At 38.6% G+C, this 22,623-nt stretch carries 18 protein-coding genes and 1 rRNA gene; 15 read left to right on the forward strand and 4 right to left on the reverse strand.

Annotated features, from left to right (window positions below):
* Window positions 1-84: 84 nt before the first annotated feature.
* The gene (gene recX, locus G541_RS0106200; RefSeq protein ID WP_027826871.1) at window positions 85-882 is read right to left on the reverse strand and encodes a recombination regulator RecX; all 798 of its coding nucleotides are present in this window, start codon (window positions 880-882) and stop codon (window positions 85-87) included.
* Between the two features lie 93 nt (window positions 883-975).
* Between recX and rlmD the strand changes: the two genes are divergently transcribed.
* From rlmD to G541_RS0106225, 5 genes are all read left to right on the forward strand, one after another.
* Window positions 976-2,364, forward strand: a complete 1,389-nt coding sequence (gene rlmD, locus G541_RS0106205) for a 23S rRNA (uracil(1939)-C(5))-methyltransferase RlmD (protein ID WP_027826872.1) — start codon at window positions 976-978, stop codon at window positions 2,362-2,364.
* A gap of 21 nt (window positions 2,365-2,385) precedes the next feature.
* Window positions 2,386-3,633 (forward strand): serine hydrolase domain-containing protein, encoded by a 1,248-nt coding sequence (locus tag G541_RS0106210; protein WP_027826873.1) that lies wholly within the window; start codon window positions 2,386-2,388, stop codon window positions 3,631-3,633.
* An 83-nt stretch (window positions 3,634-3,716) separates the two neighbouring features.
* The gene (locus G541_RS0106215; RefSeq protein WP_027826874.1) at window positions 3,717-4,262 is read left to right on the forward strand and encodes a DUF402 domain-containing protein; all 546 of its coding nucleotides are present in this window, start codon (window positions 3,717-3,719) and stop codon (window positions 4,260-4,262) included.
* A 75-nt stretch (window positions 4,263-4,337) separates the two neighbouring features.
* Entirely contained in the window at window positions 4,338-5,438 is a 1,101-nt protein-coding gene (locus tag G541_RS0106220) for an AI-2E family transporter (protein ID WP_027826875.1), read from the forward strand.
* An 83-nt stretch (window positions 5,439-5,521) separates the two neighbouring features.
* On the forward strand, window positions 5,522-6,538 hold the full coding sequence (locus G541_RS0106225; protein WP_009554017.1) for an NAD(P)H-dependent glycerol-3-phosphate dehydrogenase: 1,017 nt from the start codon (window positions 5,522-5,524) through the stop codon (window positions 6,536-6,538).
* A gap of 45 nt (window positions 6,539-6,583) precedes the next feature.
* On the opposite strand, the gene G541_RS0106230 is transcribed toward G541_RS0106225, so the two are convergent.
* The gene (locus G541_RS0106230) at window positions 6,584-7,072 is read right to left on the reverse strand and encodes a GtrA family protein (RefSeq protein ID WP_027826876.1); all 489 of its coding nucleotides are present in this window, start codon (window positions 7,070-7,072) and stop codon (window positions 6,584-6,586) included.
* 157 nt (window positions 7,073-7,229) lie between these two features.
* Between G541_RS0106230 and G541_RS0106235 the strand changes: the two genes are divergently transcribed.
* Both G541_RS0106235 and G541_RS0106240 read left to right on the forward strand, forming a co-directional pair.
* Window positions 7,230-8,609: an ATP-binding cassette domain-containing protein gene (locus G541_RS0106235; RefSeq protein WP_027826877.1), complete on the forward strand. Its 1,380-nt coding sequence runs from the start codon at window positions 7,230-7,232 to the stop codon at window positions 8,607-8,609.
* A gap of 41 nt (window positions 8,610-8,650) precedes the next feature.
* Window positions 8,651-10,228, forward strand: coding sequence for a peptide chain release factor 3 (locus tag G541_RS0106240; RefSeq protein ID WP_027826878.1), 1,578 nt, complete (start codon window positions 8,651-8,653; stop codon window positions 10,226-10,228).
* 53 nt (window positions 10,229-10,281) lie between these two features.
* Here G541_RS0106240 and G541_RS0106245 read toward each other — a convergent pair whose 3' ends face one another.
* Together G541_RS0106245 and G541_RS0106250 are read right to left on the reverse strand one after the other, a co-directional pair.
* Window positions 10,282-11,394, reverse strand: coding sequence for a MucBP domain-containing protein (locus G541_RS0106245; RefSeq protein ID WP_027826879.1), 1,113 nt, complete (start codon window positions 11,392-11,394; stop codon window positions 10,282-10,284).
* A gap of 137 nt (window positions 11,395-11,531) precedes the next feature.
* Window positions 11,532-13,706, reverse strand: a complete 2,175-nt coding sequence (locus G541_RS0106250) for an ATP-dependent Clp protease ATP-binding subunit (RefSeq protein WP_027826880.1) — start codon at window positions 13,704-13,706, stop codon at window positions 11,532-11,534.
* Window positions 13,707-13,856: 150 nt separating this feature from the next.
* Here G541_RS0106250 and G541_RS0106255 point away from each other — a divergent pair, with 150 nt between their 5' ends.
* The 8 genes from G541_RS0106255 to G541_RS0106290 form a co-directional block, all read left to right on the forward strand.
* A complete protein-coding gene (locus tag G541_RS0106255; RefSeq protein WP_027826881.1) occupies window positions 13,857-14,051 on the forward strand; it encodes a hypothetical protein in 195 nt (64 codons plus the stop codon).
* A 162-nt stretch (window positions 14,052-14,213) separates the two neighbouring features.
* A complete protein-coding gene (locus tag G541_RS0106260) occupies window positions 14,214-14,480 on the forward strand; it encodes a phosphocarrier protein HPr (protein WP_009554010.1) in 267 nt (88 codons plus the stop codon).
* A complete protein-coding gene (gene ptsP, locus G541_RS0106265; RefSeq protein ID WP_027826882.1) occupies window positions 14,480-16,201 on the forward strand; it encodes a phosphoenolpyruvate--protein phosphotransferase in 1,722 nt (573 codons plus the stop codon). The genes G541_RS0106260 and ptsP overlap by 1 nt, the downstream gene beginning before the upstream one ends.
* A 153-nt stretch (window positions 16,202-16,354) precedes the next feature.
* On the forward strand, window positions 16,355-17,539 hold the full coding sequence (locus G541_RS0106270) for a glycosyltransferase family 4 protein (RefSeq protein WP_027826883.1): 1,185 nt from the start codon (window positions 16,355-16,357) through the stop codon (window positions 17,537-17,539).
* A 21-nt stretch (window positions 17,540-17,560) separates the two neighbouring features.
* Window positions 17,561-18,580, forward strand: coding sequence for a glycosyltransferase family 4 protein (locus G541_RS0106275; protein WP_027826884.1), 1,020 nt, complete (start codon window positions 17,561-17,563; stop codon window positions 18,578-18,580).
* Window positions 18,581-18,585: 5 nt separating this feature from the next.
* Window positions 18,586-19,599, forward strand: a complete 1,014-nt coding sequence (locus tag G541_RS0106280; RefSeq protein WP_027826885.1) for a lysylphosphatidylglycerol synthase transmembrane domain-containing protein — start codon at window positions 18,586-18,588, stop codon at window positions 19,597-19,599.
* Window positions 19,600-19,703: 104 nt separating this feature from the next.
* Entirely contained in the window at window positions 19,704-21,767 is a 2,064-nt protein-coding gene (locus G541_RS0106285) for an LTA synthase family protein (RefSeq protein ID WP_027826886.1), read from the forward strand.
* Window positions 21,768-22,444: 677 nt separating this feature from the next.
* Window positions 22,445-22,623 (forward strand): 16S ribosomal RNA (locus G541_RS0106290); the annotation flags it as partial.

A 22,623-nucleotide genomic window follows, 5' to 3' on the forward strand; every position in this document is an offset into this window, starting at 1 on the left:
AAAAGCTTAAGATAAAGTAATTTTCTGCAAAGTTAGTAGCTTTTAGGCAGGCTTTCGCTTTAAATACTACTAATGAATAGTTACTTAATAGTCATTATTTTCAGCAAAAAAACGATCAATAGTGTCACGCGCAAATCCGTGGCGGTAAAGGAGTTGTTTAAGTTTGAAAGCTCGGTCGGTGGGGGCTAAACGAGCTAGTTTATTTTGTTGCTTACCCACATAGGCTACAAGATGTTCATACTCTGCATCATCATCTTGAGTAAGGTTTAGTTGATCAATGACAGTGGCAATTATGTCATTATCATATCCTTTTTGATATAAGCCACGTTTGATTTTTTGCATTTGGACGCGGAAAGGATCTTTCTGATACCGGCGGGCAAGCTTCTTTGCTAATTTACTTCCGTTGACTATTTGGTTAGCTGGAGCAAACTCCATCAATGCTTGTGTAATTAAAGCAGGAGCAATTCCTTTTTGAAGAAGCTTTTGCTGGAGATACTTAGGTCCTTTGTCGCTTAGTCGTGCCTGTGTGCGAACATAACTTTGAGCATAATTCAGGTCATTTAGGAGGTTAAGTTCCTTGAGTTTGGCAATAATCGCTTGCTCGTCAGTATCTTTTAGTTCAAATGTTTGCAAAAAAATACGGACTTCACGTTCACTTCGTAGTTGGCGTGAAAGGTAGTCAATGGCGTGTGATTTAGCCTGAGCTACTTGATCAGCTTGTTTGAGTTGAACGATTGCCTCTTCATCTAGTTCCATCCCTTTAGTGAGGTGAAACTGAATCAAGACATCTTCATTGAGGGCAAAAGCATACTTACCATCCAAGTAAATATTGTAGCGTCCTGGACGCTTTTGAGTTTTTATCATAGTTATTTTTTTAAACATTAATATCCCTCCTGCTGATAGTCATATTATTATGATAACAATTTTTATGTTATATTCCTATGTGGTGAAGATACAGGAGAAAAGGAGCAAAACATGAGAAAGAAACGTACAAATGGCCATACACAGATGTATGTTGGTCAGAAATTTCCTTTAACAATTAAACGCTTGGGAATCAACGGTGAAGGCATCGGCTACTATAAACGCAAGATTGTCTTCGTGCCCCAAGCTTTACCTGGTGAAATTGTGACTGCGAAGGTAACACAGGTTAAGAAAAATTATGCCCAAGCACAGGTTAATCGGATACGGCAGGCTAGCCCTGACCGAGTTACCCCCAGGGATAATTACGATGTGGGGGGAATTGAATTAGCACACCTTGCATATCCAGCACAATTACAGTTTAAGCGGGATGTAATTAAGCAAGCTCTAGCCAAGTTTAAACCACGTGCGTATGAAGAATACGATATTCGACCAACTTTAGGGATGGACGAACCATATTATTATCGGAACAAAGCACAATTTCAAGTGCGACGTGATGCAAACGGCCAAGTGGTAGCAGGACTTTATCGGCCTAATAGTCATCAGTTAGTGGATTTGCCAACATTTTCAACACAACGTCCTTTGACTATGAAAATTATCCGTACAGTATGTTCAATTATTCAAAGTTTAGGCATGAGCACATACAACGAAAAAACCAACAAAGGGGCGGTAAAAACGATTGTTGTACGCGAATCGTTTGCAACCGGACAAGCCCAGTTAGTGCTAGTAACTAATACTAAAGAATTACCGCAGCGGGAACAGTTTGTAGCTCAGGTACAAAGCAGACTACCTGAAGTGGTTTCGCTAATGCATAATATTAACCCGGGACGGACATCGTTGGTGTGGGGAGAAGAAACCAAACATTTGTGGGGGCAGGAGTATATTACAGAAAAGTTGGGGCAAATTACATTTCGGTTGTCGGCGCGCGCTTTCTTCCAATTAAATCCCGCACAAACTAAAGTTTTGTATGATGAAGTGAAAAAGGCTTTAGAATTGGCACCTAACGAAACCCTGATCGATGCTTATTGTGGTGTAGGGACCATTGGCTTGTACGTTGCCCGAGATGCTAAAGAAGTCCGCGGGATGGATATTATTCCGGAAGCAATTGCGGATGCGCGGGTAAATGCCCGCCTTTCAGGATTGAGTAATGTTCAATATGAGGTTGGTGGAGCAGAAAAGTGGATTCCGCAATGGAACCGTTTGGGTTTTGTTCCTGATGCATTAGTAGTGGATCCGCCACGGACAGGTTTGGACCAACAACTGATTGAGACAATTATTAAGTATCGCCCCCGCAAATTTGTTTATGTATCGTGCAATCCATCAACGTTAGCCCGTGATTTAGTACAACTGACAAAAGTATACGATGTGGAATACATTCAGTCAGTAGACATGTTTCCACAGACGGCACGTTGTGAGGCGGTCGTAAAGTTCTCACTGCGTGGATAATATTTAGGGAGAGTAAGAGAAATGATGACACGGAAATCGTGGCTAGAGCAAGGATTGATATTAATAGTAATCTTTGCTTTAGGGATTATATTAGGGCGGAAGGTCTATATTTCTTGGCATACGACAAAAACAGGCCCGCAACAAGAAAAAAAGGTGAGTTTACGCAAACAAACAACACAACATGACAATGTTGTAGCTGGGACGTTACCGGTAAATGTATATCAAAATTTACAAAAGGAAGTAGTGGCAAGTGCTGCGCCAAAAACAATTGCCTACGTCAAAAGGCAGCTACAAGGACACGATTTCACTGGAACGGTAACGGTGATTAGTCATGGGCGTTTGTTGTACCAACAAGGAATAGGGTATGCTGACCGCAAAAATAAGATTCCCAATACAGCTACTACTGCTTATCAAATTGCTTCTATTCAAAAAGGAATCACTGCGATGCTGTTGATGAAGCAAGTTCAAGCTGGAAGGGTTAAGCTGACTGATAAGATAAGTAAATATTACCCGCAGATAAAATATGGCAACCAGGTCACATTAAAAGACATGGTCAATATGCAGTCAGGAGTTATTGCATCACCTTTGCCTAAGCAGGAGATGAATCGAAAAAAATTTGTCCAATGGGTGGCGGATAATTTCAAAATTGACTCCCAACAAATAAAAAAATCATCATACCAACCAAGTAATTATGTGCTGTTAGCTGGAATTGTTGAACGAGTGAGTCATCAGACTTATGAGCATTTGTTTGAGCAGCAGATTGTTAAACCACTAAAACTGCAACATACTTTTTTCTATTCACAAAGAGACCAGTATGCCGGACAATACGCACTAGGTTACTATAATCAAACGCGACCAGATGCTCCACCAGTAAAAGAAGAGGAACGCGACTTTACCAACCAATTTGGTACAGGTAATATCTACATGACGAATGGGGATTTATACCGGATGTTAGCGGCGTTTGTAACTAGCAAACTTCTCCCGTTGGAGTATACGAAGCAAATGTATCAGCTAGAAGGGAAGGTTAATACTTATGCTGCAGGGACTTATTTGGTAACTAGGAGAATGCGGAATAAATTAGCTGATCCTAAGTACAAAGGATATTATTTTCGGGGTACTGAGTTTGGTTATGACTCTTTTGGAGATATTAGTGCAGACGGGCAGACCTGTGTTTTGTTTCAAGCCAATACCCGGAGTTATCAGCAACCGTTCAACATGGTCACAGATGTGAATATTTATAAATATTTGATCGACAATAAAATCCAATAATAATGCGCAACCATACTTATTCTCTGGTATAATGTTATTGATATCGGTGTAATTACACCTGTGAACTAGAAAGCAGGGGTCATATGCGTCATTTGAAAGGGCCACGTGAAGGCGACTTTATAACCATTAAGAGTTATAAGCATGACGGTAGCTTACATCGAACATGGCGTGATACCATGGTGCTCAAGACAAGTGAAAATGCCCTGATCGGCTGTAATGACCATACTTTGGTAACAGAAGCAGATGGACGGCGGTGGGTTACACGTGAGCCTGCGTTAGTTTACTTTCATAAGCATTATTGGTTCAATATTGTCACCATGATCCGCGATAACGGGGTGTCGTATTACTGTAATTTAGCTTCACCCGCTGTCTTAGATAAAGAAGCGCTTAAATATATTGATTATGACCTGGATGTTAAGGTATTTCCTAATGGCGAAAAACGATTATTGGATGTAGATGAATATGCTGCTCATAGTGCGAAATGGCATTATTCTGCTCAGACCGATAAGATTTTAAAGCATAATGTCCGGACCCTAGTTGATTGGATTGATAATGAGCGAGGGCCTTTTTCTAAGCAGTATGTGGAGATTTGGTATAATCGTTACCTCGAATTATCACGGCGACAGTAATATACCAGGTTTAGCTTAATGGTTTGAGGTTGTGACATTTGTCACAGCCTCTTTTTAATAATGGAGAGGATACAAATGAATAGATATCAAAGTAGATTATTATTTTGGTCACTTGAAATTTTACTTATAGTACTCATCATTTGGGGATGTACGCAGATTGATTTTATTTTTCGCCCAATTGGGACATTTTTCTCTACTTTATTTGCCCCAGTTTTAATTGCCAGTTTTTTCTTTTACGCGCTCAACCCATTGGTCAACCTATTAGTGAAGATACACTATAAGCGAATTCATATTAATCGTGGATGGGCGGCCTTCATTACTTTATTGTTGCTATTAGGATTGGTTGGGATAGCATTATATACTTTCATTCCCAAGATAGCCTATCAGATTGAACAATTAGCGCTTAATATGCCGACTTATTTGCAAGATATGCAACACTATTTTAATCATCTGACTGATAATGATAATGCGTCTAAAATTGCGCATTCAATAGATCTGGAAACTTATTTTAACAATATTCAGGCGTCATTAACGGTTATGCTACGTAAGGTAATGTTGTCAATGACTAAGAGCTTGGGGACGATGGTTGGCATGGTAACCAGTGTAACCGTTACGGTGATTACTGTTCCATTTATTTTGTTTTATATGCTAAAAGATGGGCCTAAGCTATTGCCTGCTATTCAAAAATATCTTCCCGAAAAAACAGCAGTTAGAGCGGGAGAGCTATTAGGACGAATGAGTCAAACGATTGCGCGGTATATTTCTGGCCAAGTAATTGAGTGTTTATTTGTAGGAACATTTTCCGCTATCGGATATAGTTTAGTGGGGATTAAGTATGCACTTTTAGTGGGAGTGGTTGCTGGTTTGACTAATATTATCCCCTACGTTGGAGTTTATATTGGTTTAGTACCAGCACTGATGTTAGCGATGCCCTTAGGTGTATCGGGGATGGTTTGGGTAATAGTTGTCTGCGTGATTGTTAACCAAGTTGATGGTAACCTGATATATCCGAATGTTATTGGTAAAACCCTAGATATTCATCCTCTGACAATCATTATCTTATTGTTAGTGGCAGGTAATATAGCGGGGCTACTAGGGGTAGTTTTGGCGGTACCATTCTATGCTGTGGTCAAAACTATTGTGCAGTATTTTTATAGTATTTATCGCTTACAGTAAGGGCTCATATTGCTAAAGCGTGTGGTTTGTGTTAGGTTTAAAAAGTAGGTTTAAAAAATTATTTGAATGAGGAATGTCATTTTATGAAACAAAAAATTGCAGTTTTGGGTGCAGGTTCATGGGGGAGCATTTTGGCCAATGTTTTAGTTGAAAATGGCCATGATGTTAAGCTCTATACTAATAGTGAACCGCAAGCTCAAGAATTGAATGAGAAACACACTAACGAGCATTACATTCATGATTTCACTTATCCCGAAGCATTAGTTGCGACAACTGATATGCGGGATGCGGTGAAGGATGCAGCTGCAGTCCTGTTTGTTGTCCCAACTAATGTTACCCGGTTAGTTGCTAAGCAATTGGCGGAAGTATTGCGGGACATAAATACGCGCCCACTAGTTATCCATGCAAGTAAGGGTTTGGAACTAGGCAGCCACAAACGTATTTCAGAAGTTATTGCTGAAGAAATTCCTGCCGACTTACGTTCCGGACTAGTTGTTCTTTCTGGACCAAGTCATGCGGAAGAAGTTGCTAAAAAAGATATCACTTTAATTACAGCTGCTAGTGATGATATTGAAAATGCTAAGACGGTGCAGAACCTATTCATGAACAATTATTTACGGATCTATACTAATACAGATATTGTTGGTGTAGAGATGGGGGCAGCTTTCAAGAATATTATTGCTATTGGAGCTGGTGCTTTGCACGGTCTCGGGTACGGAGATGATGCTAAGGCAGCTTTAATGACACGGGGGCTTGCTGAGATTAGTCGATTAGGGATTGCTTTTGGTGCAGATCCACTGACATTTATCGGCTTGTCTGGGGTTGGTGATTTGATCGTGACATGTACTAGTGTCCACTCACGGAACTGGCGTGCCGGTAACCAATTAGGACAAGGTAAAGGCTTGCAAGAAGTCATTGATAACATGGGAATGGTTATCGAAGGGGTTAATACTTGCAAGGCTGCATATGAATTAGCAGAACAAAAAAATATTGAAATGCCAATTACTGAAGCGATTTATCATGTGCTTTATGATGGTAAAGATATTAAAGATGAAATTGCTTTATTGATGGAACGCGAAGGAAAAGCTGAATTAGATTAAGTTTTTACTTCTATGGACAAAACACAAGAGCGGAATCCAGAAGACCTAGATTCCGCTCTTGTGTTTATTTTTATTATGGTTATGAGAAGCTGATTTTTTAGACCACCGCGCCTTATTCCAAAGCCAACGATCGGTTGTTCTAAAGATAAACCATTTACTAAAGTAGTAATTAAGGATTCCAACTAATACTTGGTCAATGAATTTAACTAGGTCAGGATGGTGGGGAATAAAATGAATTCCTAAAACCATTAAGCCCATATCAAGTCCGAAAGAAAATAAACGGACGTTGATAAACGTAACGAATTCATGAATAAATTTTTGCCATGAATCAAAGCTGCTATGGAAGACGTAGTATTTATTAGTAATAAAGGTAAAAATAATCGCTATGATGTACGCAACAACATTAGCAATCAAATAATAAATATGGCAATTTTCTGCGAGAATATGAAAAACCAGCAGATTAATCAGGCTGGCCAAAGTACCATAAAAAGTATAGGAAATAAAACCACGGTATTTAATGAATAACTTTTTCATGTAGATTGTTTCTATCTTTATCAAAACATTTTAAATTGTAGATGTACCACTTCAAATGATAATATATTTCAAACACAACTGCAATTTGATTAAATATTAGTGATCGGGTATTTAAAACAAAAATCTATACTGTATAATTAACATGGTGATTTTTACAATGAAAAAAATAGAATTAAAATATATAACAAAAAAAGCAACATATCAGTCTGACAATGAGGAACATACATGGTGGCCTTTGATGGGAATATCATTCAGTGTCGATGCTGGTGAAGCCCTGGGGTTAGTTGGTAGTAATGGTTCTGGAAAGCATACACTTTTGGAGATCATTGCGGGACAAAGAGTGCAGACTACAGGTTTTGTTACGCATGAAGCCCCAGTTACTTATGTTGGGATGGAAACGGGGTATAACCCGGATTTGTCAGGACTGGAAAACATTAAGCAAGCTGTTGCCAAGTCAGATATTGATTCATATAAGCGTGAACATATTATTAGTAATGTCTTGGATTTTGCTGAATTAGGGAATTGGGCCTATGAAAAAGTGTCGAGTTATTCTTCTGGTTTGCAGGCACGGCTGGTGTTAGCAATGGCCTTAGAAATTGATCCGCAAATTGTTGTGATCGATGAAGTGATGTCCAAACTTGATTTGCCTTACTACACTAAAGTTGTTCGCCGTATTCAAGAGTTAAAGCGTGCTGGGAAGACATTTATTGTTAGCGATAATCGGGCGGTTGTAATTGAAAATCTGTGTGATCGGGCCTTATGGTTGCAGTTTGGTGCTGCTCAAGATTATGGGGAAACGGCTGCAGTGGTTCAACAGTATGAATTAGCCAACAGCTGGTTTAATTCACAAGATGTTTTAGCTCAAACTGATTTTCTTGCGCGGGGACAGGAACGTCAGGTTGATTTTGATGTCCAAAAGCTTTATGAAGAATTCAAAAATGAACAGTTTCAAAATGGTGTGAGCCGTAAAGATGAAAAGAAGATGCGGCGCGCATTCTTTGAAGATCGTGGTAGTGACCCAATTGAAGCGTTTAAATCCAATAATGGACAACCAGCGCCAAGCAAAACTACTTTTAAATGGCAGTACCTAGTATTGCTTTTGGCCATTTTGGTTGTAGGGATTGGAACTGGCTGGGCAATTTCAGCACAGCACAATGCTCAAGATAAGAATTCAAGTGCATATGTTGCCTCCAGTAAAAAGAATAGTCAAAAGACAGCAAGCAGCCTAAGTGTTGCTAAGGCAGCAAGCGAAAGTAAAGCTAAAGCCGAAAGTGAAAGCAAGGCTAAGGCAGCAAGCGAAAGTAAAGCCAAAGCTGAAAGTGAAAGTAAGGCTAAAGCAGCGAGTGAAAGTAAGGCAGCTAGCGAATCCTCTGCTAAGGATGAAAAGACACAAACTATCTCTGTTCAAGAGGGTGATACTGTTGGCTCAATTGCCGAAAAGTACAATACTACTGCTGACAAGATTCGCCAATTGAACAACATTGGCTCAGATGACATGATCCATGTTGGTGATGTTTTAAAGGTGCCGGCTGAATAACTTTTATAAAGTGAATTATTAATAATTAAAGAGAGGAAATTATGGATAAAAAACAATTAGAAGCATCTGTCGCTAAAAGACGGACGTTTGCAATTATTTCACACCCTGACGCGGGTAAAACAACGATTACAGAACAATTATTATTATTTGGTGGAGTTGTACGCCAAGCCGGGACTGTTAAAGCTCGGAAAACTGGTAATTTTGCTAAATCAGACTGGATGGAAATCGAAAAGAAACGTGGTATTTCGGTTACCAGTTCTGTGATGCAATTCGATTATGCTGGTAAGAGAATTAACATTTTAGACACACCAGGGCACGAAGATTTTTCTGAAGATACCTATCGAACTTTAATGGCTGTTGACTCTGCTGTGATGGTAATTGACTCTGCTAAAGGGATCGAGCCTCAAACTAAAAAATTATTCAAGGTCTGCAAGATGCGAGGAATTCCAATTTTTACTTTCTTCAACAAGTTGGATCGTGATGGGCGTGAACCTTTGGATTTATGCGCGGAATTAGAAGAAGTTTTGGGGATCGAGTCCTACGCAATGAACTGGCCAATTGGTATGGGTAAGGGTCTCAAGGGCCTATATGATATCTATAATAACCGCATTGAACTCCATCAGCGCGAAGATAAGGAACAAGAATACCTGCAATTGGATGATAATGGTGAAATTATTGGCGACCACCCTCTTAAAGAAGATAGCTTATACCAACAAGTTCTAGATGAAGTAGAATTGGTTAAGGAAGCGGGAAGTCAATTCGATGAGGAGAAGATTGCTCAGGGTGAATTAACCCCGGTTTTCTTTGGATCTGCGTTGACAAATTTTGGGGTTAAGACTTTCTTGGATGCTTACTTGCAGTTTGCTCCAGCTCCTTCGCCCCACAAAATGGAAGATGGGAAAGAGGTTGCACCTAACAACGAGGAATTCTCTGGTTTCATTTTTAAGATTCAGGCGAACATGAACCCACGTCACCGGGATCGGATTGCATTTGTACGGATCTGTTCTGGTGAATTTGAACGTGGAATGGATGTTACTTTAGAACGGACTGGCAAAGCATTACGGTTGTCTAATTCAACCCAATTTATGGCAGATACGCGAGAAACGTTAGAGACTGCAGTAGCAGGAGATATTATTGGTTTGTATGATACTGGAAATTTCCAGATTGGGGATACGATTTATGCGGGGAAAGAAGCGCGAAAATTTGAAAAGTTACCCCAATTTACACCAGAATTGTTTGTCCGGGTAACAGCTAAAAATGTTATGAAGCAGAAATCTTTCCATAAGGGAATCAATCAGCTAGTTCAAGAGGGAGCTATTCAGCTTTATCGGAGTTACAGCACAAATGATTATATTTTAGGTGCTGTAGGACAACTGCAGTTTGAAGTTTTTAAATTCAGAATGCAAAATGAATACAATTCTGAAGTAGAGATGGCGCCAATGGGACACAAGATTGCGCGGTGGATTGCACCTGATCAATTAGACGAAAAAATGTCATCATCACGTAATTTACTGGTTAAAGATCGTCAAGATCAGCCACTCTTCTTATTTGAAAATGAATTTGCTGAACGTTGGTTCCAAGACAAGTATCCAGATGTTAAATTAACTGCAAAGTTATAAAAAAGTCGAGAGAGATGCTATAAGCTAACATCTCTCTCGACTTTTTTTGTGACCTATTGAAAATGTAAATAATACTCAGTCGTCCACCCTTCATTTGCAACATAGAACCAGTTGATACCCTCAAGATGAATAAATCGGGTAATACGAACCTGTTCATTATTTTTTATACTACTGCTTTTCTTCCCAAAGGGACTATTGAACAGCAGCAACTCTTTACCAGCAATAAAATCAATTGTCGCGTAAAGGTCGACTTCCTGAACGGGTAATAAAGGAAGCTCTGGCTTCATATCATATGGATGGATATATGTGATATCCGCCGTTTCCTTGATCCAGATGTTTCCGCCGATGTTGTGCCATAGGCTACGATCGGCCATTTTAACTGATAAGAAGGTTTGCCAAACAGAGTCCTTGGCCAAGGGGGTTGTTAGGGCATTACCACCAATATCATCATAACAAGTGACATAGCTCTCCATTCGTAACAAATGAGAGACAGTCGTGACATCAACCCAATCAGCCCGTCGGAAAAAGTAAGTGACAGTTTGTTGTTTTTCAGTGAACTGTCCTTTCAATTTGCCATTAGCCTTAAGAAAGACATAATTGGGTATTTGGGGAATAGCCAATGAATACGGCTTACCTAGTTTTCCTCTGAGGAATTGTGGTTTAGTCAACAAACGGTAATTATCGTAGTTACGGCTAAATTGCCAAATTATTCCGCCATCGTGCTTTTCATAGGTGAGAGTTAAAATTGCTTTGTGATGAACAAAATTTGCCGTATATCCCACGATTTTATTAAGAGTATAGCCAGCAAACTGACGAAATTTAATATTAGTAGCATCCCCAATTTGACCAGAGATAATCTGCGGATCAGCTAACGCCTGATGCTTTTGATCCTGATAAATGATGATAAGTTGTGCAGCTTTTTCATCAGCCGATTGTACACTGGCAACATTGGTTTTATCAGCCGATGGCATTAAAGGGATATCCTCATTTGTGGTATTAGTAGTTGGTAAAACGTCAATTGTGGTTGGCACTTTTCGCTTTGGTGGTTGTTGCCACTGTTGCCGACGTCGCTGTCTTTTACGTCGCCGTGAATGCTGCGGAAATAGTGCTGTTTTATTATTACTAAATAAACGGGCAAATTTTGAAACGTTCTTCCAAATAGACAATGATCTCACCTCCATATTTCTTAATTATAGCATATACGGTTGTAGACACTACGCCAAAATAAAAACCACTTTAGAATTGGTGTTCACACCTCTTCTAAAGTGGTTTAGCAGGATATTTTTACAATGGTAGATTCAAATTAGTCAGCAGTGACTTCTTTTTTAGATGAAATTTTAATTTCATCTTGATCCATGTTGGCCACAAAATTAGTTACATCTTGGTGGTCAAGGTAGAAATCTGCAACCTTATCCTCAATTTGCTCTTGGATAACACGACGCAATGGCCGTGCCCCCATTTTTGGATCATAACCAAGGTCAACCAACTTTTCCGCAACTGGTTTAGTTACATGGATGGAAAGTCCTTGTTGAGCTAACATTTGGTTAACATCATCCAGCATCAATGTTACGATAGACATCAAGTCTTGCTTAGATAAAGCATTGAATTCAATGATGTCATCAAAACGATTAAGGAATTCCGGTTTAAAGTATTTGGTTAATTTGTCCATAATAGAATTAGATTTGCCGGCTGCATTAGCACCAAAGCCAACGTTAACAACGGAATCTCCTGAGCCAGCATTACTTGTCATGATGATGATGGTGTCTTTAAAAGAAACAGTTCGTCCTTGAGAGTCAGTCAAGCGACCATCATCGAGAATTTGAAGGAACATATGCATAACATCAGGGTGAGCTTTTTCAACTTCGTCCAGTAAAACTAGGCTATATGGATGGCGCCGTACTTGCTCGGTTAGCTGTCCAGCTTCTTCATAACCAACATATCCTGGAGGGGACCCGATCAACTTTGAAACGGAGTGCTTTTCCATGTATTCAGACATGTCAAACCGAATCATTGCATCTTCATTACCAAAGAGTTCCCGGGCTAATTGTTTAGCTGTTTCGGTTTTACCGACCCCAGTTGGCCCGACAAAGAGGAAGGAGCCAATTGGACGACCAGACTTATTAAAACCAATGCGGTTTCGTCTGATTGCGCGGGCAACCTTAGCCACAGCTTCGTCTTGACCAATAACGTGAGCTTTCAATGACTTAGCTAAATCACGTAACTGTTCTTTTTCTTTAGCTTTTAGCTCACCAACTGGAATGTTTGTCTTTTCTTCGACAATTTTTTGCATATCCTGTTCGGTTACTGTCGGTGCCTGATCATCGCTAGTATTGTTTTCCTTCATCTTTTCAAACTTGTTAACTTGATCCCGATAATAAGCAGCCATTTCGTAATCTTCGTCTTGAAGAGCTTTTTGCTTTTTAGCGTCAGCATTAGTAATTTTCTCGTCAATTACCCGTGGATCTAGGGCGTGAATTGTCAAGTTTTTGCGTGAACCTGCTTCATCTAGCAAGTCAATAGCCTTGTCTGGTAAGAAGCGGTCTTGAATATAGCGTGCAGAAAGAGATACTGCTGCTTGAAGAGCATCATCTGTATATTTAACGTGGTGGAATCCCTCATATTTTGTCTGAATTCCCTTCAAGATCTGTAAAGTTTCTTCTTGACTAGGTTCGCTAACATTTACTGGTTGGAAGCGTCGCGCGAGTGCAGAGTCTTTTTCGATACGCCGATATTCATTGAGGGTAGTAGCCCCAATAAGTTGAAGTTCTCCCCGAGCTAATGCAGGTTTTAAAACATTCCCCGCATCCATTCCGCCTTCTGCAGAGCCAGCACCAACGATTTCGTGGATTTCATCAATGAATAAAATTATATCCTTTGCTTGACGTAATTCTGTCATTAATTGTTGCATTCGTTGCTCGAACTGTCCCCTAATTCCTGTTCCCTGAACCAGAGAAACTACATCTAAACGGATTACCTTTTTATCAAGTAATTTTTGTGGCACATCACCATCAACGATCTTTTGAGCTAAGCCTTCGACTACGGCTGTTTTACCTACACCTGCTTCACCGATAAGAACAGGATTATTCTTTGTACGCCGATTTAAGATCTCGATGATGCGAGCAATCTCCTTATCACGGCCAATAACGGGATCAATCTTACCATCTTTAGCTTCTTGAGTTAGGTCAACTCCAAATTGAGCTAATAAAGAGTTACCATTATTTCTTCCATTATTACCCGTGCCACTTTGACTACGAGGAGGAACTTGTCCGCGGCGCTGATTCATTTGTTGTCCTTCCATAGCTCGGAAAAGATCATCAAAATCATTACCACCAAATGCAAATCCAAATGGATCGCTAAGGCTCTCTCCTTGAATTTTACGGTAGCAATTTTCACAAATATCAATGGTTTTCCGTCGTCCATTAATCATACGGGACAAATGGATAGTTGCCGGATTCATATGGCAATTTTGACATAGCACTATAAATTCACAACCTTTCATTAATTAAAAACTAGGTTACCAAATTTTGTTTGACCAAAATTGACCTTTGGCTATTATTATACAAGTCCATATATAAAATTCAAGAATTATGATTTTGAATGCTATACTCGAGAAAAAGGGGTGTTATTAATGACTAAAGATTATCAACAATTATTAACCGATTTATATAACGGAAAAATTAGTAAACTAGAAATTGAACGAGATGAATTTATGGATTTTCAACCTATTTATATGTCATTTCAGTTTCGAAAGGGAATTGTTGGAACTGCTAAGCGAGGAGGAGGAGCAACTTATCGACGTTATCAAGATAAGTCGAAAGCATAGATAGTAGGTAAAATAGGACTTGGTACACCGAGAGTTTTTAATAACAAAAACTTGTAATGAAACCATTTCCATGATAACATTTTTCTAGCAGGATTACGGGTTGAGTCATATTCAATCTGGTGTCCGTACTAAATTTACCCATACAAAGGAGAATGATTAATTATGGAAAAGAAAGAATTTCACGTTATTGCAGAAACAGGTATCCACGCACGTCCAGCTACTTTATTAGTTCAAGCTGCTAGTGGTTTTAACTCAGACATTAACTTAACTTACAACGGTAAGTCAGTTAACTTGAAGTCTATCATGGGTGTTATGTCCTTAGGTGTTGGTCAAAATGCTGATGTTGAAATCACTGCTGAAGGTGATGACGAAGCAGAAGCAATCGCTGCTATCACTGAAACAATGACTAAGGAAGGACTTGCAGAATAATGACCAAGGTACTTAAAGGGATCGCAGCTAGCGATGGGATCGCTACTGCCAAGGCATATATGCTGGTTCAGCCCGACTTGTCATTTTCTAAAAAGACGATTGAAGACGCAGATGCAGAAATCAATCGTTTAGCTGCTGCGGTTGAAGCTTCTAAGAAAGAGTTGGAAGTTATCAAGCAAAAGGCAACTGAAAATCTTGGGGAAGAAGAAGCTCAAGTGTTCGAAGCACACTTAACAATTCTTTCTGACCCTGAATTGTTTGGTCAAATTAATGACCAAATTAAAAACGACCTTGTTAATGCTGAAACAGCACTGAAGAACGTAACAGATATGTTTATCTCTATGTTCGAAGCGATGACTGATAATGCTTATATGCAAGAACGTGCGGGAGATATCCGTGACGTTACTAAGCGGGTGATGGCCCACTTATTAGGGGTAACTATCCCTAACCCAGCATTGATTGATGAAGAAGTTATCATTGTTTCTCATGACTTAACTCCATCTGACACAGCCCAATTAGACCGGCGCTATGTTAAGGGTTTTATTACTGATATTGGGGGACGGACTTCACACTCAGCAATTATGTCACGGACATTAGAAATCCCAGCTGTTGTTGGTTCAGGTTCTGCTACAACTGATATTGCTGAAGGAACTACTTTGATTCTGGATGGGATTAATGGGGAAGCTTTAATTGATCCAACTGCAGAAGAAGTAGCTGAATATCAGGCTAAAGCCAAAGCATTTGCTGAACAAAAAGCGGAATGGAAGAAGCTTAAGAATGCTGCTTCTACTACTGCAGATGGTAAACAAGTTATCTTAGGTGCTAACATTGGTACACCTGATGATGTTCAAGGTGCCAATGATAATGGTGCTGAAGCAGTTGGTTTATTCCGTTCTGAATTCTTATATATGAACTCAGACGAACTTCCATCTGAAGAAGAACAGTTCCAAGCTTACAAGGCTGCGGTTGAAGGCATGAATGGTAAGCAAGTTGTCGTTCGGACAATGGACATTGGTGGGGATAAGGAATTACCATATTTACCTTTACCTGCTGAACAAAATCCATTCTTAGGATATCGTGCTATTCGGATTTCTCTTGATCGGCAAGATATTTTCCGGACACAATTGCGGGCATTATTGCGGGCATCTCACTATGGTAAGTTAGCAATTATGTTCCCAATGATCGCTACTGTCCAAGAATTCAAGCAAGCCAAGGCAATTTTTGAAGAAGAAAAGGCTAAGTTAGTGGCTGATGGTGTGCCTGTATCAGACAATATTGAAGTCGGGATGATGATGGAAATTCCAGCAGCAGCAATGATTGCTGACAAATTAGCTAAGTATGTTGATTTCTTCAGTATTGGGACTAATGACTTGATTGGTTACTCAATGGCTGCTGATCGTGGGAACGAACGAGTATCCTACCTTTATCAACCATATAACCCTTCCATTTTGCGGATGATTAAGAACACTATCGAAGCATCACATGCTGAAGGTAAGTGGACTGGCATGTGTGGGGAAATGGCTGGTGACCAGGTGGCCGTACCTGTGCTCTTAGGTTTGGGACTTGATGAATTTTCAATGAGTGCAACTTCTATCTTAAAGACTAGAAGTCTGCTCAAGAAGCTAGACTCCGCTAAGATGCAAGAGTTAGCCGATAAGGCTGTTAATGAATGTGAAACTAGTGATGAAGTAGTTGCTTTGGTAGAAGAATATACAAAGTAATAGTTCATTTATAGGTATTTACACAGATCACGATTTTTTAATCGTGGTCTTTTTATTTTATTTTAAGAATCACGGCAGAAAAGGGAAAAGATTGCAATAAGTTTTCCAAACCAATATAATGAAAAATGACTGATTACAGTGAGGAGGATAGACGTGAATATCGGAATATTTACAGATACTTACTATCCACAAGTTAGTGGAGTTGCAACTTCAATTAAAACTTTGCGACGCCAACTAGAACGTTTGGGACACACTGTATATGTTTTTACGACAACAGATCCAAATGTAGAGAAAAATGTCTATGAGCCAAATATCTTCCGGTTTAGTAGTGTGCCATTTATTTCGTTTACTGATCGTAGGATCGCTGTACGGGGTGTTTTTCAAGCTCTGCAAGTGGCTCGTGAATTGAATCTGGATATTGTTCATACACAAACAGAATTCTCTTTGGGGTTGATTGGTAAGTTTGTAGCAAAAAACCTTAAAATTCCATGCGTCCATACCTACCATACAATGTATGAAGATTATTTACATTATGTTGCTAAAGGTAAATTATTGCGACCAGTGCATGTTAAGCAAATGTCGCGTAGTTTCTGTCAAAATATGAGTGGAATTGTTGCTCCAAGCGAACGGGTATTAAATACATTAACACGGTACGGGATAACTGCTCCAATTAGTGTGATTCCTACGGGGGTAGATATTGCTCGTTTTAGTAAAAAACACAATACTCAAGAACTGCGGGTTAAATTAGGTTTACAGCCGAACCAACCGGTATTATTGACGTTAAGTAGATTAGCTTTTGAAAAAGATATTGATAAACTGATAGCGATAATGCCGCAAGTTTTTCAAAGGATTACTGATGCAAGGTTAGTGATAGTTGGCGATGGTCCCGCGCGTCAAATGTTAGAAGATCAGGTTGCAAAATTGAAAATTGCTGATCAAGTGATTTTCACAGGTGAAATTAATAATGATGATGTTGCATATTACTATCAGATGGCTGATTTATTTGTATCAACATCTGTCTCAGAGTCACAAGGGCTAACATATATTGAAGCATTAGCTTCTGGGTTACCTGTCTTGGCTACACACAGTCCTTACACCGATCAATTGTTAGATGATCCAACACTCGGTAAAACATTTGCACAGCCTGATGAGTTGGTTGCTGATATTTATCAATACTTAGCATATGATAAAGAATATTTTGCTTCATCTTATCGAAAAGATAAATTGCATGCTATTTCAGCTACACGTTTTGGAGAAGCTATTGTTGACTTCTATGATGACAGTATGCTTTTTTATGAAAAACATATAGCTGGTAAGGAACCAGACCAAATTAGCTAATTTAAGTGAGGGATAACAGTAATGTTAAAGATAGCTATGTATTCCGCTGCTACCAAAGTCAAGGGGCAGGGAGTCGGTAGTGCTTATATTGAGTTGATTCAGATGCTTAAAAAGCATTTTCCTGAAGAAATGGAAATTACTATCAATAAGTTAACCAAAGCACAGGTAAGCCACTACCATACCGTCAATTTTCCCTATTACTTATCAACCTTTCTCCCAGGGCGGGGATGTAAGGTGGGATATGTGCATTTCTTACCAGAAACATTGAAAGGTAGTCTTAAGCTACCTTTTTTTGCTAGTAAGATTTTTGATAAGTATTTAATTTCTTTCTATAAGCGAATGGATCAACTAGTGGTAGTTAATCCTTCATTCATCCCTAAACTAGAAGCATATGGGATAAAAAAAGAAAAGATCACATATATTCCTAACTTTGTGTCACAGGCGACTTTTTATCATCAAGATCAAGCAAGAGTTAGCGCTTTTAAGCGGAGTCTAGGAGTCCCGCCAGAAAGGTTTGTAGTTGTTGGGGTGGGACAAATTCAAGAACGTAAAGGAGTTTTTGATTTTATTGAATTAGCCCGCCGCTTACCCCAAATTCAATTTATTTGGGTGGGAGGATTCTCATTTGGTAAGATAACCGATGGCTATGAACAGTTAAAACACGTAGTTGATAATCCGCCAGCTAACCTTCTTTTTCCTGGCATTGTAGATCGAAATGAGATGGCCGCATATTATAACGTTGCAGACTTATTTTTACTTCCTTCATACAATGAACTATTTCCAATGAGTATCTTGGAAGCTTTTAGTTGTCAAACGCCCGTAATGGTACGGGAACTAACCTTATATCATTCTGTAATTGCTGGTTATTATGAACCAGCACAAGATGTAGAAGAAATGGAAGCAAAAATTCTTCAATATAGTACTGAGCCACAGTATTTAAAAGAATTACAAGAAAAAGCTAAGCGGGCAGCACATTTTTACTCGGAAGATAGGCTAGCAAAGATATGGTATCGCTACTATAACGACGTTGCCAAGAGGTGAATGAGATGACAAAAAGAAACAAAGTCGTCTTAGCAATAATGGTTTTGCTGGGATTGGGAATCTTTTGGTATTCAGTTCGCAATGTGTCGTTTGCAGTTATCGCTAATGACTTTCTCCATATGAACTGGGGCTGGTTAGCAATAGCATGCCTATGTATGGTTATCTCGTTAGTTCTGGAAGCTTGGGTGGTAAAAGTATTGATTCGGCGTCAAGGAGTTGCTTTTTCAATGCGTGAAGCCATCCGAGTTCCATTGGTTGAGCAACTATTTAATGGGATTACTCCGTTTGCTTCTGGGGGACAACCGGCACAACTGTTTATCCTGTTACAATCAGGTGTTGATGGGGGACGGGCCGCTTCTAGCCTGTTGATGAAATTTGTTGTTTACCAGGCGATGATTGTGGTTAATTTTATTCTCTGTCTTTTTTTAGGTTTTCATTTAATTGCTGATAAACTGCATACCTTATCTTGGCTAGTATTGATGGGTTTTTTGGTTCATTTTGCAGTCATTTTGGGCTTGTTAATGGTGATGTATTGGTATTCGTTTACCAAAAACATGAGCCTATTACTTTTAAAACCAATAAAGTGGATAAGAAAAGACCTCTACAAAAAGTGGAGCTTAGGTTTACTTCATAAGATTGACAGTTTTTATCATGAAGGGCAGCAGTTAAAAAAAGATTGGCGACTTTTGCTCAAGATGTGCTTGATAACAGTTGGGCAACTGATGTTTTACTATGTTATCCCATATTTTATTTTGTTGGCATTAAATGTTGAGCATGTAGATTTGGTAATAGTAATGACGATGCATGTTCTGATTGTGATGGTGATATCGTTATTTCCAATCCCCGGGGGGACCGGCGGCGCTGAATACAGCTTTTCAATGATTTTCACAACATTTGTTCATACAAATAGTAAATTGATTTTAGCGATGATTTTATGGCGGGTAATAACATATTATTTAGCTATGTTTAGTGGGATGATTGCATTGTTGCTTCAGCCTACACAAGCGAATAGTGAGTAAAAAATGTTAATTATTAGTGAAGAATGGTATATATTATGTAGATACTAATAAAAGTTAGCTATAATCTAGAATAAAAAAGGATATATTATATTAGAGGTTGTGTGATGAATAACTTTTTGAAGAAACTATATGCAAAGTTAAACACTAGATTTGGGTTCTTTACGCTAGTGTTATTTGTTTTTTGGATTAAGACCTACTTGGTATATATAACTAAATTCAATCTAGGAATTGCAAGTACCTACCAGATGGTACTGGCTTTTATTAATCCGTTGCCATTTGCATTATTAATTTTGGGTATTGCTTTGTATTTCAAAGGCAAGAAATCCTATTGGCTATTGTTGGTTTTAGATTTCATTTGTAGTTTATGGATGTTTGCTAACATTTTGTACTATCGGGAATTTTCAGACTTCCTATCCTTAGGAATAATCAAAACATCTGGTACAGTGTCTAATAATCTAGGCCTCAGTATTAGTGAAATTCTTCACGGAACGGATTTCCTGGTTTTTGTCGATGTAATAGTTTTTGCACTATTATTAATTTTCAAGCTAATCAAGGTTGATTATTCACCTGTTAAATATCGCGTGCCAGCGGTAATCACGGTGTTATCAGTTGTATTGTTTGGATTGAACTTAACGGCTGCAGAAAAAGACCGGTCACAGTTATTAACGCGGACTTTCGACAATAATTACATCGTGAAGTACTTAGGTTTGAACTTTTATGCTGGTTATAATGCCTACCAAACACACAAACAAAATGAAACACGCGCGCACGCTTCTAGTAGCGATATGGACAAGGTTCTCAAATTTATTAATAAAAACCGGACAGAAGATAATATTCAATATTTTGGTAAGGCAAAAGGGAAAAATGTCTTTATTTTCCACTTGGAAAGCTTCCAACAATTCTTGATTGACTACAAGGTGGAAGGTAAAGAAGTTACTCCTAATATTAATAGTTTTTATCATAACCAGAACACTTTGTCGTTTGACAATTTCTTTAACCAGGTTGGACAAGGGAAGACGTCTGATGCTGAAACAATGTTAGAAAATTCATTATATGGATTGCCATCAGGTTCAGTAACTTCTACATATGGGACTGATAACACATTCCAGGCATTGCCAGCGATGTTAAGTCAACGTGGTTATACAACCGCTTCGTTCCATGGGGACGTAGGAAGTTTTTGGAATCGAAATAACACTTATAAGTCATGGGGATATCAGTACTTCTTTGACAAAGAATTCTACAAAGATAAAGCAGATTACAGTGTAGGTTACGGATTGAAAGATAAAATCTTCTTGAAACAAGCGGCACAGTACATTGAACAGTTGCCACAACCTTTCTATGCCAAGATTATTACTGTAACTAATCATTACCCTTATCAAATTGATAAGCAGAATCAAGATTTTCCTAAGACTACAACCGGGGATAATACTGTCGATGGGTATGTTCAAACGGCTCATTATTTAGACCAAGCGTTTGGAGAATTTATATCCTATTTGAAGAAGACAGGTTTATATGACAATTCAATGATTGTGATGTACGGTGACCACTACGGAATCTCTAATAACCATAAGAAGGCGATTGCACAGTTACTAGGGAAGGATAAGGTAACTGACTATGATTTGGTAAACTTCCAAAAGGTTCCATTTATGATTCATATGAATGGGTTACAAGGTGGAATTAATCACACATATGGTGGCGAAATAGATGTTATGCCAACATTGTTAGATTTGATGGGGATTAAGAACACAGATACCATTCAATTTGGGCAAGACTTGTTAGCTACTAATAGAAGACAGGTTGTGGCATTTAGAAATGGTGATTTTACTAGCCCACAGTATACGAAGGTAGGAAGTACTGTATATAATAACAAAGGTGAAAAAGTGACGGATAAACTGAATAAGAAGGAAAAGAGCATCATTGATCAAGACCAAGAGTATGTGACATCTTCATTAGATCTATCAGATAAGGTCATTACTGGTGATTTGCTGCGCTTCTATACTCCGTCAAACTTTAAGAACGTTAATAAGCAAGATATAACTTATAACTATACCAAGTCAATGGCACAACTAAAGCAAGCTCAAAAAGATAAGAAATCAAGCTTGCTTTACAAGAATAATGACAAGTCTACGGTTGATCTGTATAGCACGGATGCGCCAGAATTGAAATAAATTAAAAGTAGTAGGGTTACGATATAACCTTAAGCAAAAAACAGCTAGTTCCTGTGATAATGGGAAGTGGCTGTTTTTTTGTATATTGTTTTTTAGTTATAGCTGAACATGTAGCATAGTAGATAAACAAAACAAGAATACAAAGATCTTAAGATGACTAATAGACTAATTGCCTGGGCTTGTATGATACGAATGTAAACAAGAAAGAATTATTGTAAAAGAAATATTTTAAGGAAGAGTGGTAAAGGACATATGGATAATAGCTGCTTAAAAAGGATTCCATAAACAATTTTGAAGGAAAAAGCTATTGAAGAAATAAATTTCAAAAAAGTGTTGACGTAATTTTGCTAAGTTGGTATGATAGTAATCGCTGTTGAGGTAACAGGTTAACGATTTGAAATAAGATAAAAAAGTTGTTGACAATTAATTCCTTAATAGATATACTAATAAAGTTGTTTCAAACAAATGTTTAATCAATAAATCGAAAAAAGTTGTTGACTTAATTGATTTAAAATGATAAAATTAAATAGTTGTTTGTAACCAAAAAGTAGATCTTTGAAAACTGAACAAAGTTTCGACAAATCAAATGTGTAGGGCTTCTTGCTAGACGCAAGAGCAAAACATTTGCGAATGTCAATTCGCTAGTAATTTTTACGAGTCTAATCGACTTAAGATTTTAAATCGAGAGTTTGATCCTGGCTCAGGATGAACGCTGGCGGCGTGCCTAATACATGCAAGTCGAGCGCATCGGCCCAACTGATTGAAGATGCTTGCATCCGATTGACGATGGTTTACCGATGAGCGGCGGACGGGTGAGTAACACGTAGGTAACCTGCCCAGAAGCGGGGGATAACAC

Origin of the sequence: Ligilactobacillus saerimneri DSM 16049 (assembly GCF_000423265.1) — a bacterium.
Lineage (GTDB): Bacteria > Bacillota > Bacilli > Lactobacillales > Lactobacillaceae > Ligilactobacillus > Ligilactobacillus saerimneri.